Source organism: Devosia sp. Leaf64 (assembly GCF_001421945.1).
Taxonomy (GTDB): Bacteria; Pseudomonadota; Alphaproteobacteria; order Rhizobiales; family Devosiaceae; genus Devosia.
This window is the reverse complement of record NZ_LMLO01000006.1, coordinates 118,614-134,085: the sequence shown is the minus strand read 5'-3', so window position 1 is coordinate 134,085 and position 15,472 is coordinate 118,614. Positions and strand designations below refer to the sequence as shown.

The 15,472-nt window shown below is 59.7% G+C and carries 18 protein-coding genes, 1 tRNA gene and 1 pseudogene; 13 read left to right on the top strand and 7 right to left on the bottom strand.

All coding sequences use genetic code 11. The features are described from left to right. Positions 1-226: 226 nt before the first annotated feature. Complete coding sequence (locus ASE94_RS04420; RefSeq protein ID WP_062629359.1) at positions 227-817, bottom strand: response regulator transcription factor; 591 nt, start codon at positions 815-817, stop codon at positions 227-229. Positions 818-858: 41 nt separating this feature from the next. Between ASE94_RS04420 and ASE94_RS04415 the strand changes: the two genes are divergently transcribed. The 3 genes from ASE94_RS04415 (at position 859) to ASE94_RS04405 (ending at position 3,069) form a co-directional block, all read left to right on the top strand. Further along, entirely contained in the window at positions 859-2,406 is a 1,548-nt protein-coding gene (locus ASE94_RS04415) for a histidine kinase dimerization/phospho-acceptor domain-containing protein (protein WP_062629358.1), read from the top strand. Between the two features lie 79 nt (positions 2,407-2,485). After that, entirely contained in the window at positions 2,486-2,743 is a 258-nt protein-coding gene (locus tag ASE94_RS04410; protein ID WP_062629357.1) for a helix-turn-helix transcriptional regulator, read from the top strand. Between the two features lie 56 nt (positions 2,744-2,799). After that, entirely contained in the window at positions 2,800-3,069 is a 270-nt protein-coding gene (locus ASE94_RS04405; protein ID WP_061907669.1) for a helix-turn-helix transcriptional regulator, read from the top strand. 144 nt (positions 3,070-3,213) lie between these two features. Here ASE94_RS04405 and ASE94_RS04400 read toward each other — a convergent pair. Continuing rightward, positions 3,214-3,288 (bottom strand) — tRNA-Thr (locus ASE94_RS04400). Between the two features lie 415 nt (positions 3,289-3,703). Between ASE94_RS04400 and murA the strand changes: the two genes are divergently transcribed. From murA to ASE94_RS04380, 4 genes are all read left to right on the top strand, one after another. Further along, the gene (gene murA, locus ASE94_RS04395; RefSeq protein ID WP_062629356.1) at positions 3,704-4,996 is read left to right on the top strand and encodes a UDP-N-acetylglucosamine 1-carboxyvinyltransferase; all 1,293 of its coding nucleotides are present in this window, start codon (positions 3,704-3,706) and stop codon (positions 4,994-4,996) included. Between the two features lie 145 nt (positions 4,997-5,141). Continuing rightward, positions 5,142-5,792, top strand: coding sequence for a glutathione S-transferase family protein (locus ASE94_RS04390; RefSeq protein WP_062629355.1), 651 nt, complete (start codon positions 5,142-5,144; stop codon positions 5,790-5,792). Between the two features lie 12 nt (positions 5,793-5,804). Beyond that, entirely contained in the window at positions 5,805-6,278 is a 474-nt protein-coding gene (locus ASE94_RS04385; protein ID WP_244483970.1) for a DUF2948 family protein, read from the top strand. A gap of 57 nt (positions 6,279-6,335) precedes the next feature. Continuing rightward, positions 6,336-6,935, top strand: a complete 600-nt coding sequence (locus ASE94_RS04380; RefSeq protein WP_062629354.1) for an NAD(P)-binding domain-containing protein — start codon at positions 6,336-6,338, stop codon at positions 6,933-6,935. Between the two features lie 20 nt (positions 6,936-6,955). Here the strand turns inward: ASE94_RS04380 and ASE94_RS04375 are convergent, their stop codons facing one another. Beyond that, the gene (locus ASE94_RS04375; RefSeq protein ID WP_061907665.1) at positions 6,956-7,213 is read right to left on the bottom strand and encodes a hypothetical protein; all 258 of its coding nucleotides are present in this window, start codon (positions 7,211-7,213) and stop codon (positions 6,956-6,958) included. A 486-nt stretch (positions 7,214-7,699) separates the two neighbouring features. On the opposite strand from ASE94_RS04375, the gene hisD reads away from it, so the two are divergent. From hisD to yacG, 6 genes and pseudogenes are all read left to right on the top strand, one after another. Further along, entirely contained in the window at positions 7,700-8,992 is a 1,293-nt protein-coding gene (hisD, locus tag ASE94_RS04370) for a histidinol dehydrogenase (protein WP_062629353.1), read from the top strand. An 8-nt stretch (positions 8,993-9,000) separates the two neighbouring features. Then, positions 9,001-9,474, top strand: a pseudogene (locus ASE94_RS21440) (UPF0262 family protein); the annotation flags it as partial. Positions 9,475-9,480: 6 nt separating this feature from the next. Next, positions 9,481-9,960 (top strand): arsenate reductase ArsC, encoded by a 480-nt coding sequence (locus tag ASE94_RS21435; protein WP_280137163.1) that lies wholly within the window; start codon positions 9,481-9,483, stop codon positions 9,958-9,960. 75 nt (positions 9,961-10,035) lie between these two features. After that, on the top strand, positions 10,036-10,254 hold the full coding sequence (gene infA / locus ASE94_RS04360; RefSeq protein ID WP_035082742.1) for a translation initiation factor IF-1: 219 nt from the start codon (positions 10,036-10,038) through the stop codon (positions 10,252-10,254). 6 nt (positions 10,255-10,260) lie between these two features. After that, positions 10,261-10,899 carry a Maf-like protein gene (locus ASE94_RS04355; protein WP_062629352.1) on the top strand — a complete coding sequence of 213 codons (639 nt, stop codon included), beginning with the start codon at positions 10,261-10,263 and terminating at the stop codon, positions 10,897-10,899. Further along, on the top strand, positions 10,899-11,066 hold the full coding sequence (gene yacG, locus ASE94_RS04350) for a DNA gyrase inhibitor YacG (protein WP_062629351.1): 168 nt from the start codon (positions 10,899-10,901) through the stop codon (positions 11,064-11,066). Before ASE94_RS04355 ends, yacG begins: the two co-directional genes overlap by 1 nt. A gap of 87 nt (positions 11,067-11,153) precedes the next feature. Here the strand turns inward: yacG and ASE94_RS04345 are convergent, their stop codons facing one another. From ASE94_RS04345 to sthA, 4 genes are all read right to left on the bottom strand, one after another. Beyond that, a complete protein-coding gene (locus tag ASE94_RS04345; protein ID WP_062629350.1) occupies positions 11,154-11,459 on the bottom strand; it encodes a hypothetical protein in 306 nt (101 codons plus the stop codon). A gap of 68 nt (positions 11,460-11,527) precedes the next feature. After that, positions 11,528-13,396 carry a malto-oligosyltrehalose trehalohydrolase gene (gene treZ, locus ASE94_RS04340; protein WP_062629349.1) on the bottom strand — a complete coding sequence of 623 codons (1,869 nt, stop codon included), beginning with the start codon at positions 13,394-13,396 and terminating at the stop codon, positions 11,528-11,530. Positions 13,397-13,535: 139 nt separating this feature from the next. Further along, positions 13,536-13,862 carry a hypothetical protein gene (locus tag ASE94_RS04335; RefSeq protein ID WP_062629348.1) on the bottom strand — a complete coding sequence of 109 codons (327 nt, stop codon included), beginning with the start codon at positions 13,860-13,862 and terminating at the stop codon, positions 13,536-13,538. A 127-nt stretch (positions 13,863-13,989) separates the two neighbouring features. Further along, entirely contained in the window at positions 13,990-15,456 is a 1,467-nt protein-coding gene (sthA, locus tag ASE94_RS04330) for a Si-specific NAD(P)(+) transhydrogenase (protein WP_082460908.1), read from the bottom strand. Positions 15,457-15,472 lie beyond the last annotated feature (16 nt).

Sequence of the window (15,472 nt, the reverse complement as noted above, 5' to 3'; positions counted from 1 at the left end):
TCAGAAGGTTCGCGCGAACGGCCTTCGAGAGAGAAACATCGGAACCCATGTGTGGTGCTTTCCTTCTGGAAAAATGGACCGCTTCATGCGGCCCTTCACAAATCAGAGGATTGTACGCATCACATTAAAACCGCGTTAATGATGCCCATAGACCTACAATTAAGCAACAAAATTTCGGGCGGTGAGAGGATTAACCGCTGCAGACGCTTGCAATGGAAAGATGAACTCAGAAGCGGTAGCGTAGCGCGAACTGGGTGCGGTTTTGGGCGCCGGTCTTGCGCAAGAGGTTCTTGACGTGAACCTTGACGGTTCCCGGTTCGATGCCGAGGGAAGCTGCGATCTGCTTGTCCGTCATGCCCTGCCCCAAAAGGGCAGCAACCTGCTTTTCCCGCGCCGTCAGCGCGGTTGCATCCTGACGCGGCATCAGCGCGCTCGGTACGAAGCGCTCTCCAGCGAGAAGCAAATGCAGTGCACTGACCATGGCCCGACCGCCCATGGATTTCGGCAGCCAGCCCACCGCTTGCATCTGCATGGCTTCCGCAACGAGCAAGGCATCATCCTGACCGGAAAGGAAGGCAACAGGCAGGTCCGGACGTTTCTGCCTGATCCGTTCCAAGCCCTGAAGTCCGGTCTCGCCGGGCATGGCATAGTCGAGCAGAACGAGATCGACAGGCCGTCCATCATCCAGTAGGTCGAGAGCCTCTCCCACCGATGAGCAGGCCACACACTCAATCGCCTCGTCGAGCGTATCGAGAAGGTAAATCAGTGATTCTGCGAACAGCACATGATCGTCGACGATGAGAAGTTTCTTGGACAAGGGCTACCGAAATCTCGACTGCTTTTTTCAAAAATAGAGCTGTGAAACGTCTGGCGCGCGAGGTCTTCGCAGGCGTGCTGCTTGGCGCACTATGCCTCCTTTCCTTCCGTATTGCCAACATCCTGCCTCTATTTAAAACTTATTCCAGCATCTGGTTCTTGCCCTCAGGCGTCATGCTGGCCATCGTTTTTGCCGCTCCAGGTTGGCTCAAGCTTGTTCCGCTCCTTGCCGGATTATCGCTCTATTTTCCCGCCGTACGCGACAGTTTTGCCCTGTCAGACGAAGTCTCCATCACCCATGTTATCCGGGCCATCCGGCTCTACCTGATCTATGGCGCTGCCGCCTGGATCTTGTTGAAGATCACGAGGGTCAGCCTTCCCATCAAGAGCTGGAGAGATGTCCAAGCCTTTCTTGGCGTCGGCCTCGTCGCTTCGCTAATCGCCGCCCTGACCAGCATAACGTTGCAGGTGGCCGGTAATCGGCTTCAGCTCGCCGATGGGCTCAGCCTCGCCCATCTCTGGTGGCTTGGACACGCCTTGGGGGCCGTGATGGTGCCGCCCATTTTGGTGCCCCTGCTGATGCTCTGCTTCAGGCAACCGCTTGGAGAGTGGCAGTGGCCGCCGCCGCTCTTTTGGTTGGGCCAAAGTGTGATCATCACACTTGCGGTAACGCTTGGAATTGTCGGACCGAATTTTGGCGTCGCGCTTTGGTATCTGATCATTCCCGTTCTAATCATTGTCGGGCTCTATGGCGGCTTTGAAAAATCGGCGGCAACGGTGCTGCTTGCCGGCGTGATCACGCCGCTGCTCGGAACACTTTTTGAAGGCCCGCTGCCGGTCTCAGACCTTGCTGTTCCGCTGGTCACTGCCGCCGCCGCTGCGCTTCTCATTGGCGCCGCTACGTCAGAACGTCAGCGCACCGCGCAACGCCTGATCGAACTCGTCGCCCAACGTACACATGAGCTCGAAAAATCTCACGAGATGCAGCGCCACCTGGTGCGCTCGCTCGGTCATGATCTGAGGCAACCGGTCGAAGCCATCAACCTGACGATTGAGGGCCTCAGCATGAAGATCACCGATCCGCAGGCCAGCAGGAGTCTTGCGCGCGCGAGAGAACTCGGTGAGGCCGCCTCGCGCCTTCTGACGCGCATCCTGTTCTACGCGCGGCTCGATGTCGGCGATGTGCAGGTGCATTCCGAGGCTTTTGAGATCGTCGCTCTCATATCCCAATTACAGGCGCTCTACGGCCCGATTGCCAGCCGCAACGGTGTTGTCCTTCTATGGGATTTTCCTGAAGCGGAATTGAAGTCGGATCGCGAACTTTTATTTCAGGTGCTTGTCAATCACCTCGATAACGCCATCCGCCTCAGCAGCAAGGGCGATCGCGTCACGGTTCGGATTGCTGAAGAAGCTCACGGCACGGGTCTTTTCGTTATCGACCAGATCGCCGAAAACGCAGCCCAAAAACCAGGAGCGGCCGGGCTTGGCCTCAGGATCGTCACCCAGATCGCGGACCTTCTCGGCGCAGACAGCATTATCGAAGCCAACCGGCGCGGCATCATCCTGCCCTACCCCGAAAGAGGTATTTAACGCTACCTTAATAGACGGACCGTGACGCCCGCATGCCGCTATCCTCTTGCCAGCTCTGAAAAACGATTCGAGGTGCGGCGTGGGCGCTATTGCAGCGAGCACAATTCTTGGTCTCAACAGCAAAAGCCTGCGCATTGCTCGTGGCTGGAGTGCTGCCGGCCTTGCCGAAAAGCTCGGGTGGTCCGTCGACGCGGTTACCGCACTCGAAGCTGGCCGGCTCGAGATTACCCTCGATGAGCTCGATAGCCTCGCAAAATCCCTCTCGGTCTCGTTGCATAGCCTGATGCTGGCGCCCGAAGCCCACGCGGACTTCCTAGAGACACGTCTCTCAGCTTGATTGTTTCCCTATTGCCGATTGTGTAGGTTGCCCCCGCGAATCTGGCGGGAGGGGCCATGGACAGTCGTGAGCTCGTTGCATGGAATATGCGACGCCTGAGGGTTGACCGGAAGCTGTCGCAGGACAAACTTGCCGAGCTTGCCGGGGTAGATCGCACCTATGTCAGCCGGCTCGAACGCATGATGGAAAACCCCTCCATCGGCATCCTCGATAAGGTCGCCGTCACCCTCGGCGTCTCCATCGCCGAACTCTTCGCCCCGCCCAGCGCCGAAGACCAAAAACCCAAACCCCTAAAAGCCGGCCGCCGGCCAAAAGTCGTCGAGTAATTTCGGACGACTAGGCAATGTTGGATGTTGGTACGCGGCTTCAGGCAAACGCCCTAGTCACCATCCGCGACGATCCCGCATGGCAGCGACAAACTCGTTGGAGTCGCTTTGCGATCTTAAAACCAAAAATATTGAGAAGAAAACTGGTGCTGCCGGACAGGATTGAACTGTCGGCCTCTCCCTTACCAAGGGAGTGCTCTACCACTGAGCTACGGCAGCATCGTCAAAATGTCGCTGGCGGTTTTCTGCGGCGACGGGCGCTCTACTGCCATAGGGATTCACTCGACGCAAGCGCAAAAACCGCATATCAACGGACCCGTTGTGAATCACCGTTAGCCAGGAAGGCGATGAGTAAATCTGCGCAAGCTGAGGCCCGTGAGCAAAGATTGGCCGCAAAGCTTCGCGAGAATCTCAAACGTCGTAAGGATCAAGCCCGGGCGCGCGCTGCCCAGGACGATGCTCCGGCACCCGAAACGATCGCGGTCAAGAAACCGTAAATCATTTTCGGGCGACATAGGAACGTCACATATTCGCAAGAGCGCGGCTGGTCTGGCTTACGTGGCAACGAAGACCTCGCCTACCTCCCTTCACAGGTAGAAGGCCCCTTTCCGGGCCGGTTCAGAGGAACCATTTCATGGATCGTATTCGTTTGGTCGGCGGCAACGCGCTTAATGGCGATATCACCATTTCAGGCGCCAAGAATGCCGCCCTGCCCCTCATGATCGCGTCACTGCTCTCCGATGAGCCCTTGGTGCTCACCAATGTGCCGCGGCTCGCCGACGTCAAGCAGCTCGAGCGCATTCTCGAAAATCATGGCGTCGATATTGCGGTGCATGGCCGCCGTCGCGGCGAATCCGATGATGGCGGACAGCGCATGACCTTTCATGCCGCCGATATCGTCGACACCACCGCGCCCTATGATCTCGTTTCGAAAATGCGCGCCAGTTTCTGGGTCATCGGCCCCTTGCTCGCCCGCTGCCACGAGGCCCGCGTTTCCCTGCCCGGCGGCTGCGCCATCGGCACGCGCCCGGTCGATCTCTTCCTTTTTGGATTGAAGGAGCTCGGCGCCGAAATCGACATCGACGATGGCTATGTGGTCGCCAAGGCGCCCAAGGGTGGTCTCATCGGCGCGCGGATCGTGTTCCCCAAGGTGTCGGTCGGCGCGACGCATACGCTTCTCATGGCGGCAACGCTCGCCAAGGGCACGACGGTGATCGAGAATGCGGCGCAGGAGCCCGAGATCACCAATGTTGCCGAATGTCTCGTCGCCATGGGCGCGAAAATTTCGGGCATTGGCACGCGGACGCTGACCATTGAAGGCGTCGAAAAGCTGCATGGCGCCAATGTGGAAGTCATTCCCGACCGTATCGAAACCGGCACCTTCGCCATGGCTGCGGCCATGACCGGTGGCGACGTTTTCCTCCGCGGTGCGCGCGCTGACCATCTGCAGTCGGCGCTCGATATTTTGGCCAAGACCGGTGTCGATCTGACAACGGAAGCTGGTGGCATTCGCGTCACGCGCAATGGCAATGGCATCCAGCCTGTCGATGTCGAAACCCATCCGTTCCCAGGATTCCCGACCGATCTCCAGGCCCAGTTCATGGCGCTGATGACCATGAGCCAGGGCACGAGCCATGTGCGCGAGACGATCTTTGAGAACCGCTACATGCATGTGGCCGAACTTGCCCGCTTTGGCGCCGATATCGCCGTCGATGGCCAGCTCGCCACCATTCGCGGCAAATCTCAGCTCAAGGGTGCCCAGGTGATGGCGACCGATCTGCGCGCTTCGGTGTCGCTGGTCATTGCCGGCCTTGCCGCCAAGGGCGAAACGATCGTCAACCGCATCTATCACCTCGATCGCGGCTTTGAACGGCTCGAAGACAAGCTCAGCCGCTGCGGCGCGGAAATTGAGCGTCTGGCTGGCTAGCACGCTAGGCCATGAGAGCTACGCTCGAATGGCGGGCATTACCAAGAACCGAAGGCCCGGCACCACCGGGCCTTTTCTTTTGCCCAAAAACCTTGCGGCAATGTCCCGCAGCTCGCATGATCGGGCAAAGCGAGGAGACGCCGCAATGACCGCAGATCTCACAATCTGGACCTATGACTGGGTGCCCGAGGGCCCACGCGGCTTTGTCCGGGATTTGCGACTGCGCTGGGCCTGCGAGGAAGCGGGCCTGCCCTATTCGGTCAAATCGGTAAAGTTCGACGATCGCAGCCCCGAGCATTATGCGCGCCAGCCTTTTGGGCAGGTGCCGGTATTGCAGGATGGCGATATTACGCTCTTTGAAAGCGGCGCCTGCCTGCTCCACCTGGCGCAAAAGAGCACCGCGCTGATGCCGACCGATCCCAAAGGCGCTGCGGAAACGCTCGAATGGGTAATTGCCGCGCTCAATTCCGTCGAACTTGTCTCGGTCTCCTGGTGGTTTGTCGGCCTCTCGGACCCAGCCGAAAATCCGCTGGAGTCGTGGCTCTTGCAACGCCTAAGACACCTCGACGCCGTCCTTGCCAAACGCGAATGGCTCGCCGGCGGGCGCTTTACCATTGCCGATCTCCTGATGGCCGACGTGCTGCGGGTGCCAAAGTTCCGGCAGTTCAATCCCCATCCAGCACTTGAAGCCTATGTGGAGCGGGTCACGTCGCGTCCGGCGTTCAAGCGCGCTTATGATGCGCAGATGGCTCATTTCGCCGCCGGCAGCATTGCCCGCGACAAGGCGAGCTTGTAGATCGATCCGGCTATGACCAAATATGGCAAAATGTTTGACCAAGGCCCCGCCATGACCGATCTCAAGCTGCTTGCGCTTGATAGTGAAGATCTCGACGTGCTGTCCGCCCATGTGCAGGATGCCGTCGTGCGCGTCGTCGATATGGGCTATGCCCGTGCCGATCGGCGCTTTGCCCTGCTGATGAACCGCTATGATTGGTCGAGCGACCAGCCGCGCTCAAAAGGCCTGCGCAAGCGCGCAGGGCTCCATTTTGATCGCGTCCAAAATGTCGCCTATGCGGGCTTTGATCCGGCTGCCCCCGAGGGCGTGCTCAACCTTCTGGCGCTCACCTTCACGCCCACACCCGATGGTGTTTCCGGCGTGGTGGAACTGACCTTCGCCGGCGGCGGCACTGTCCGCCTCACCGTCGAATGCCTCGAAGCCCGTCTTGGCGATCTCGGCTCCGCCTGGGCAGCAGCGGCCAAACCGGCCCACGCGCTAGACTGAGCCAACCCTTTCGCGCCTGATGCGTTGCTCTTCTCCCAATTGAACAGGAGAAGAGCGATGCGGATCGGCGTTTTGGGCAGTGGCGATGTCGGCGGCAAGATCGCCAAGAAATTGGCGTCGCTCGGGCATGAGGTGATGCTGGGCTCGCCCCATGCGAAAGATAAAGCCGATGAATTCCCGGGTATTGCGCTCGGCTCTGCGTCAGATGCGGCGCAGCATGGCGACTGGGTCGTCAATGCCATGGAAGGAGCGATCGCCCTCGAGGCGCTGAAAGATTGCGCCATTGACGGTAAGATCTTCGTCGATATCGGCAATTTCGAAAGCTCGATCGAGGGACCGCTCGAAACGCCTCTCGGCGAGGCGATCCAGGCGGCTCATCCCAAAACGCGGCTCGTCAAGACGCTCAACAATATCAGCGCCCATCTGATGGTCGATCCCGGCAGCCTGCCTCAGGCGACCACGGTCTTCATCGCCTCGAACGATGATGAGGCAAAGGCGGAAGTCAAAGATCTGCTGAAGACTTTCGGCTGGACCGACATTGTCGACCTCGGCGATCTCAAGGCCTGTCGTGCCATGGAAAATATGGCCGCAGCCTGGATTTCGATCGAAAAAGCCGTCGGCGGCCCGAACTTCAATTTTTCCCTGGTGCGGCGGTAAAGGCGCCCTCGCGCGCCTGCCTAGTCGGCGCGCGGCCCGGCAGCTTCCTGGAACATTTCGAGCAATGCCTTGGCCCGCTGCGCGCCCATGCGGTCTTCCTCAAGGCAACCATCGAGCCGAAGCGCCTGGCGCAGCAGCATTTCCGCCGCCTGGCTCGTGGGCACGTCGAGCCCATTGATGTCCTTCCAGCGCTCGATCGCATCGATCAGATGCGCGTCGACAGCCAGAATAAATTCGCCGGTTTCAACCGGCTGCATCGGCAGAAAAGCAATAGCCATGACCCTGCCTCCAAGGGATTTACTGGCCATTCTGCCTTTTCTCTTGCCACTAGGCAATATTTGCCCATGCGAATCGGCACTGCGCCAAACACATGGCGCAACTGACTCTGCAGCAGCACCTGTTCACTACACGCCGCCGGCCCAAGCAACGCCCCTCATGTGGGCCCGACCATCACCTGGGGAGCTTTCGAGCTCCCGACATTCCCACACGAACCATGCTTCCCTCGGGCCTGACCCGAGGGCCTGTGCGGGAGCCATGATCACCTGGGCACAGGCGACTGACCCTCGGGGCAAGCCCGAGGGAAGTATCGTGGGTGGGGGAAGCATGTAGGTCCGAAGAAACAATTTACCACACAGGGCGAGCAGATGCTCCCCAGACAACGAGAACCACAGCTCTCCCCTCCCCCAAAACCCCATTCCCCCTTGCGACCCACGCGCCCATCGGGATAGATCGGACCATCTTTCCTGCCCAAGTCCGGACCGCCCATGCCCCTTCGTCTCGATAGCGCCACAGCCGATTTCGAGGCCAGCTTCACCGACCTCCTCGGCAGCAAGCGCGAGGCCTCGCAGGAAGTGGGCGACATCGTTGCCGGGATCATTGCCGATGTCCGCGCCCGCGGCGACGTAGCCGTGGCCGAACTCACCAACAAGTTCGACAAGGCCGGTGTCACCCCGCAAACCCTGCGCTTTTCGTCTGAGGAAATCGCTGACGCTGCCGCCCGCGTCTCGCCCGAAGTCCGCGAAGCCCTCCAGACCGCCCATGATCGCATCAAGTCGCACCACGAGCGGCAGATGCCCAAAGATGATCTCTATACCGATGCCCTCGGTGTCACCCTTGGTTCGCGCTGGACGGCCATCGACGCCGTCGGCATCTATGTGCCCGGCGGCCTTGCCTCCTATCCTTCCTCGGTGCTGATGAATGCCGTGCCGGCCAAGGTCGCGGGTGTTCCGCGCATTGCCATGGTCGTGCCGACGCCCAATGGCCAGCTTGCTGCCGCCATTCTCTGTGCCGCCCAGATTGCCGGCGTCACCGAAATCTACCGCGTCGGTGGCGCTCAGGCCGTTGCCGCTCTCGCCTATGGCACCGCGGCCATTCCGCGCGTCGACAAGATCATGGGCCCCGGCAACGCCTTCGTTGCCGCCGCCAAGCGCCAGGTCTTCGGTCAGGTCGGTATCGACCTCATCGCTGGCCCCTCTGAGGTCCTCGTCATTGCCGATCGCTCCGCCAACCCCGCCTGGATCGCCGCCGATCTCATCGCCCAGGCCGAGCATGGCGGCGGCGCGCAGTCGATCCTGGTGACAACGGAAGAGTCCATCGCAGACGCTGTCGAAGCCGAAGTCGATCGCCAGCTCAGTCTTCTCCCCAAGGAATCCATCGCCCGTGAAGGCTGGGACGAATTCGGCGCCGTCATCACCGTCGATACGCTCGACACCGCCACGGCCCTTGCCAATCGCATCGCCTCCGAGCATGTGGAACTTGCGGTCGATGATCCGCAGGCGCTCGTTCCGGCCATTCGCCACGCTGGTGCAATCTTCCTCGGCCACCACACGCCCGAAGCCATTGGCGACTATGTCGGCGGCTCCAACCACGTCCTGCCCACTGCCCGCTCGGCACGCTTTGCCTCGGGCCTCGGCGTCCTCGATTTCGTCAAGCGCACGTCGATCCTTGGATGCACGCCGTCCTCGCTGTCGGCGCTGGCCGATGCTGCCGTCACCATCGCCGAAGTCGAGGCGCTCAATGGGCATGGCCGCTCGATTTCGATTCGGCTTAATCGGTGAGTATCACCATGGGGACCGAACAGGCGGCGCCCAGCACCAATCGCCTGGTGACCGTCACGCTCGACCCCAATACCATCACCTCGATCAATCCCGACGAGGTGCATGAATGGCGGATCGCCATTTATGACCTCCTTGAAAACAACACGTTCCGCCCCGCTCGCGTCAGCGCCGAGGGACCCTATGCGCTCCACGTTTCGATCGTCGGCAATTTCATCGTGCTCGACGTGCGGCACCCCGAAACCTTCCAGCCCATCGCCGCGCATTATCTGTCGCTGACCCCGTTTCGCCGCCTGATCCGCGATTATTTCCGCATTCGCGACGCCTATTATGAGGCCATCCGCTCGGCCCAGCCCTTCCAGATCGAAACCGTCGATATGGCCCGGCGCGGCCTCCATAATGAGGCGGCCGAACTTCTCCGCACCCGGCTCAACAACAAGATCATCATCGATCTCAATACCGCCCGCCGTCTTTTCACCCTCATCTGCGCCGTGCAACCCTATGCCAGCCGCATCGACGAGGCGACGAGCGAATTGCCGACGGTGCTGTTCGTCTGCTCGATGAATTCGGTGCGCTCGCCCATGGCCGCGGCCCTCGCCCGCCAGGCTTTCCCCGGCCGCATCATTGCGCGGTCGGTCGGGGTGAATGGCGGCAAGGCCGATCAGTTCGTCCATGAGGTCATGGAAGAAATCGGGATTGATATGAGCGTCCATACGCCCCATATTCTCGATGAGCTCGTGGCCAACCGCTTCGATCTCGTTATTACCCTGTCCGACGATGCACCGGAGGCTGTGGCCCGTAAGGGTCTTGAGGCTGGCGAAGTCGAACAATGGACGGTTACGGATCCCTCACTTGTCGAGGGAAGTCGGGACGTGGTTCTGTCGGCTTATCGCGAGCTTCGCGACGGCCTCAGGCGCCGCGTTCGTAATCGTTTGGAACCACTGGTTTCCGGTAGTTCACAAAGCCACTGATTTGCAGTAGGTTCCGCCAAAATTTACGGCCACCGCCGAGCAATTTCGCACGCGGGGGTCTTCCCAGGAGAAAGTATGGCCAAAGAAGAAGTGCTCGAGTTCCCGGGCGTGGTCACCGAATTGCTTCCCAACGCGACCTTCCGGGTCAAGCTGGAAAACGAACACGAGATCATCGCTCACACTGCCGGTCGCATGCGCAAGAACCGTATCCGCGTTCTCGCCGGCGATAAGGTGCTGTGTGAAATGACTCCCTACGACCTGACCAAGGGTCGCATCACCTATCGTTTCAAGTAAATAGCTATGGCCAGCCGTCCGGACCTGATCCTGGCCTCCGCCTCGCCGCGTCGGCTTGCACTGCTTAATCAGATCGGCATTGAGCCCCAGCATCTGGTGCCCGCTCATGTCGATGAAACGCCCGAAAAGGGCGAATTGCCGCGCAAGCTCGCTGGCCGCCTCGCCGAACTGAAAGCTCTTACCGCCCAGCACAAGGCGCGCGTCGCCGGCTTTGGCGAAGAAGCGCTTGTCTTGGCTGCCGATACGGTTGTCGCAGTCGGCCGGCGTATCCTGCCCAAGGCCGAGACCATGGAAGAGGCATCCGAATGTCTCCGCCTTCTCTCGGGGCGCGCGCATCGGGTCTATACCGGCGTCACGCTCCTGACGCCGTCGGGCGCCAAGCGCAACCGGATCGTTGAAACCCGCCTGCGCTTCAAGCGCCTCTCGACGCGCGAGATGGAAGCCTATCTCGCCAGCGCCGAATGGCGCGACAAGGCGGGTGGCTACGCCATCCAAGGCATTGCCGGTTCCTTTGTCGTCAAGCTTGTCGGCTCCTATTCGAGCGTCGTCGGTCTGCCGCTGCACGAAGTGACGCAACTTCTTGCGGGCGAAGGCTATCCGGTCCACTTCAACTGGCTCAACCAGTCGAGCCTGTCGGGGGTCTGATGGCACCCGAACGCAAGTGCCCGATCTGCGGAAAACCGACCGTGGATAAGTTTAAGCCGTTCTGCTCGGCACGCTGCGCCGATGTCGATCTCAACCGCTGGCTGACCGGCTCCTACGTCATTCCCGCAAGGGACGACGAGCCGCTCCCGCAGGACGATGACGAATAATGCCCTAACCCGCGCTCGATGTTACCGGAATGCTACCGAGCTGGCGCTCAAAGTGGATCCGGCGCGTGAACGCCGGATCGCTGGAATTTAGTTGGTGGTCTCAGTCTCTGTCGTTGGCTCGGTAAAGCCAGCGTCACGGCAATCGCTCTGTGTGATGTTGGAAAAGTCGGCCGCAGCACCAGAATTGGCTGTGTCGACAGTGTTATCCGTGCCTGTTGGATCTGCAGCGGTTGCAGTTTCTGCATCCTCATCCAACAGCGCGCGGCAATAGTCCCGCAGCATGGTGACTTGTTCCTGCGGGATGGTGGTGTCGCCGATTGTGACTTGAGCATAAGCCGGGGCAACAAAAAGTGCACCCACGACTAGAGAAGAAGCAATAAATTTCGAAAACATTTTGAATCTCGCGCAAAAAATAAAGCATTAACCAAATGCTTACTGCGCGATTACGTTGCTAGAAAATTCTACCCAAAGCTCTGTGACCCATAATCAGCAGATGGTTTCAACACCAGCGTGCAGTCGCTAGGCAGGATCCAGAACTTTTCCGGCTCCACCGGACGCCGCCCTGCCCCGCCATATTTAGGGTGCTCGCTCGACCATTGGAGCGCCCAGCGCTGCCCGTCGGGTGGCGCCAGCAGCGGTTCAGGCGTCACGGCCATATGCAAGTCGCGTCCAAGATTGCAGAGCAGAAGCCGGTGTTGGCTAGGGTCAGCCATGAAAAAACGCAGCACAAAAGCACCCTCGCCGATCACCGCTCCATCCACCCGCCGCAGTGATTTTTGCGAGAAGGCGGCTTCGGTTCCGCGGAGCGCTAGCAGGTCTTTGTGCAGCGCCAAGATGCCGGAATTGCTCGACATTTCCGACCAGTCGAGCTTGCTGAGTTCAAAGGTTTTGGGGGCATCGGGTCGCGCCAGCGTTGCCTGCATTTCTGGGTCGGTGACCGATGGAAAGTCCATCAATCCCTTCTTCCGGCCCTCCGCCACCGCCTCGGCTTCTTCGCCCGTGCGTCCGGCAAAATAGAGGAATGGCTTGCGCGATCCGAACTCTTGCCCCTGAAACAGACACGGCGTCTGCGGTCCAAGCAGTAGTAGCGGTGTTATCGCCCGCAGCCGCGCTGGCGACATAAGCTCGGAAAGCCGTAAGCCCTTGGCCGAATTGGCAACTTGGTCGTGGTTCTCGAGGAAATGCACGAAGTGCTCTGCGGGCGTTTCAAGGTTATATGTGCCATAGGCCTTATCGCGCATGTCCGAGCGCTGACCCTGATACAAAAATCCGTATTTCAGGGCCGAGACGATCTCCTGCGGCGAACCCAAATAGTCTCGATAATAGAAGTCGTTATGCCCGGTCGCCGCCACTCGTATGGCGTGCTGGAAGTCGTCGCTATACATGCCATCGAGCCCAAAACCGCCTTCCTTCGGGTCAGCAATCATCCGCCGTTCCTGCGGCTGGTTTTCGACCACCATGTAGGCGCGCCGCGGTTTGGCCGCTTCGCGGACAGCGTCGGTCAGCTCGGCGATGATGTGCGTTTCGCTCGTGTCGAACATGGCCTGCGCCGCATCGATCCGAAGTCCATCGAGATGAAAATCTTCGATCCAGTAAACGGCGTTGCCGATCATGAAATCCCTGACGGCCCGCGAATTTTCGCCGTCATAATTAAATCCGCTGCCCCACTCATTCTCATGCGTGTGGGTAAAAAAGTGCTCGCTATAGGCATGGTAATAGTCTCCCATGCCGGCGTGGTTGTAGACGACATCGAGGATGACCCCGATCCCCAATCCGTGCGCCGCGTCGACAAAGCCGCGAAGGTAGTCCGGCGTTCCGTAGGGGGCATAGGGTGCATAAGGAAGCGTCGTGTCGTAGCCCCAGCCGAATGTTCCTTTAAAGCACCCAACCGGCATGACCTGGATCACGGTCACGCCCAAGTCTTTCAAATGCCGAAGCTTTTCGCGCGCGGCATTCCATGTCCCTTCGGATGTGAAGGTGCCGACATGGAGTTCGTATATAACCTGATCCTGCGCCACCGGCCCCGCCCAGCCCGCATCGGTCCAGGCATAGTCTGGCGACACGACGACTGATACGCCATCGCTACCCTCAGGCTGCCAGCGCGAGCCGAGGTCGGGCACGGCTGGGCCATCGTCGAGCCTAAATTTGTATCTTGCGCCCACGCCAACATTGGGCACGAGGGCGTTGAAATAGCCCTCTTCTTCAAGGGTTAGCGCAAAACTCCCTGCGCCCTCGACGTCGACGACCGCACGGCTTTTTTCAGGCGCCCAAAGTCTGAAATGGGTGCCGGCAGCGGTCGGCTTGGCGCCGAAAAAACTGGATTTGGACATGGAAGCTCTATGAAAGAGGAGGCTTCCGATAACGACGCAGCCGCAAACGCGTTGCCGACTCATAACCCAGCATGGCAAGTTTGATCTTAGCCAGGCCAGGCGAGACCGCGCTCAAGGCGCGATCCCGCAATAGTCTTGATCAATCGGTAAAGCTGAAATCGGCCAGTTCGCAGACATTGTTGTCTGTCGAGGTGACCTTATCGCCATCTTCGAACACAGCCAGGAAGTCATATTTGCAGTAACCCGAGCCGTCATCGATGTTGATCATGACGCTATGGCCTGCGGGCAGGATGTCCTTGCCCAGGATATCTTCTTCCCACGAATTGGTGCCCGTGTTCGAAGCATAGAATTCGACGATGTCGTAAGACGATTTATTGTTGATCTGGACGCGACGATCCAGCGCCGAAGCGTTCACGACGCTGGCGGCCAAAAAGACAAGCGCAAGGCTTGCCACAGTCTTGTTCATGATAGTCCCCCGGGAAATATCTTCCCGTTCCGGAGGTAATTCCAAACTCAGGTTAAGAGCAAGGGGCCGTCGAAAATTATCTTAATTTCGAGTACCTGCCCCGTTTGCAACAACGCGACGGATCGCGTCAGCCTTTTGCTGTACCAACCTTGAGTGGCGGAAGTTCAACAACCGTCTCTTCAACAGTCGCAGCGATCGGCTTGGTTCGCGGCATACGGTTCCAGGCGTCGAGCGCGGCGATCTTGTAGGCTTCGGCAAGTGTCGGATAGTTAAAGGCATTTTCGACAAAATAGTCGAGCGTCCCGCCCAGGTTCAGCACGGCCTGGCCGATATGGATCAGTTCGGTCGCGCCTTCACCGACGATGTGGACGCCGAGCAGTTTTCGCGTATCGAGCGCAAAGATCATCTTCATCATGCCCGACTGGAGGCCCATGATGTGACCGCGCGACGTCTCGCGGAAGCGGGCAATGCCGGCTTCATAGGGAATGTTCTGCGCCCTGACCTGTTGCTCCGTCAGGCCCACGGTCGAAATTTCCGGCACGGCATAAATGCCATAGGGGAAGAATTCAGGAGCCGGCGGCATCTGCGCGCCGCACGCATGGAGCGCGGCGATGCGGCCCTGTTCCATCGAGGTCGAAGCGAGCGACGGCCAACCGATGACGTCGCCAGCCGCGTAAATGTTGCGGACCTCGGTCTGAAAGGTCACTGGATCGACCTTGAGGCGACCCCGATCAACCGGCGTCAGGCCTGCATTTTCAAGGCCGAGATTGGCGGTCGCGCCGGAGCGGCCAGCCGCATAAAGCAGCATATCGGTTCGGATACGCCGGCCATCGGCGAGGATGGAAACTGCCCAGCCCTGTTCGTCGATCTCGACTTTTTCGACCTTGGTGCCGAGCCGCAGCGTCACGCCGCGCTGGCGCAGATCGTGGGTGAATTCCTCGATGATTTCGCGATCGATGAAATCGAGGATGGTGTCCTTGGGTTCGACGATGGTGACAGGCACATCGAGTGCCGAAAAGATCGTCGCATATTCGATGCCGATGACGCCTGCACCCACAACCGTCAGGCTGCGTGGCACGCGTGGCTCGGAAACGAGGCTATCGCTATCGAGAACCGAGTGGTCGTTGAACGGAATATTGGCGGGGCGATAGGGCGCGGTGCCCACCGCGATGACCGCGTGGTCAAACCCAAACCGCGTCTCGTCGCCATCGGGCGCCACGACGGCAATGTGATTCTGATCGATAAAGCGCGCCATGCCGCCAAAGGTGCGCACGCCGTTGCGGTTGAACTGGTGTTCGAGAACTTCGATTTCGTGGTTGAGCGTCATCCGCAGGCGGGCGCCGAGATCCTTGCCCTCGATGTCCTTTTTGACGCGATAGGAGAGGCCATAGAAGCCGCGTTCGCGCCAGCCAGAGAGGTTGAGAACCGTTTCGCGCAGGGTCTTGGAGGGGATCGTACCGGTGTGGACGGAAACGCCGCCGAGACGCAGGCGATTTTCCACCACGAGAACGGACCGGCCGAGCTTGGCTGCCTGCACGGCAGCACGACGGCCGGCTGGCCCAGAGCCGATGACGATGAGATCAAAATGTTCCAACGATAGACCCCTGGAT

Bases quoted from the DNA above. Each gene is read 5' to 3' on its own strand.
- yacG (WP_062629351.1), top strand. From the start codon at position 10,899: ATGGCACCCGAACGCAAGTGCCCGATCTGCGGAAAACCGACCGTGGAT.
- ASE94_RS04380 (WP_062629354.1), top strand. From the start codon at position 6,336: ATGCGGATCGGCGTTTTGGGCAGTGGCGATGTCGGCGGCAAGATCGCC.
- ASE94_RS04335 (WP_062629348.1), bottom strand. From the start codon at position 13,862: ATGAACAAGACTGTGGCAAGCCTTGCGCTTGTCTTTTTGGCCGCCAGC.
- treZ (WP_062629349.1), bottom strand. From the start codon at position 13,396: ATGTCCAAATCCAGTTTTTTCGGCGCCAAGCCGACCGCTGCCGGCACC.
- murA (WP_062629356.1), top strand. From the start codon at position 3,704: ATGGATCGTATTCGTTTGGTCGGCGGCAACGCGCTTAATGGCGATATC.
- hisD (WP_062629353.1), top strand. From the start codon at position 7,700: ATGCCCCTTCGTCTCGATAGCGCCACAGCCGATTTCGAGGCCAGCTTC.
- ASE94_RS04345 (WP_062629350.1), bottom strand. From the start codon at position 11,459: ATGTTTTCGAAATTTATTGCTTCTTCTCTAGTCGTGGGTGCACTTTTT.
- ASE94_RS04405 (WP_061907669.1), top strand. From the start codon at position 2,800: ATGGACAGTCGTGAGCTCGTTGCATGGAATATGCGACGCCTGAGGGTT.
- infA (WP_035082742.1), top strand. From the start codon at position 10,036: ATGGCCAAAGAAGAAGTGCTCGAGTTCCCGGGCGTGGTCACCGAATTG.
- ASE94_RS04390 (WP_062629355.1), top strand. From the start codon at position 5,142: ATGACCGCAGATCTCACAATCTGGACCTATGACTGGGTGCCCGAGGGC.
- ASE94_RS04375 (WP_061907665.1), bottom strand. From the start codon at position 7,213: ATGGCTATTGCTTTTCTGCCGATGCAGCCGGTTGAAACCGGCGAATTT.
- ASE94_RS04355 (WP_062629352.1), top strand. From the start codon at position 10,261: ATGGCCAGCCGTCCGGACCTGATCCTGGCCTCCGCCTCGCCGCGTCGG.
- ASE94_RS04385 (WP_244483970.1), top strand. From the start codon at position 5,805: ATGACCAAATATGGCAAAATGTTTGACCAAGGCCCCGCCATGACCGAT.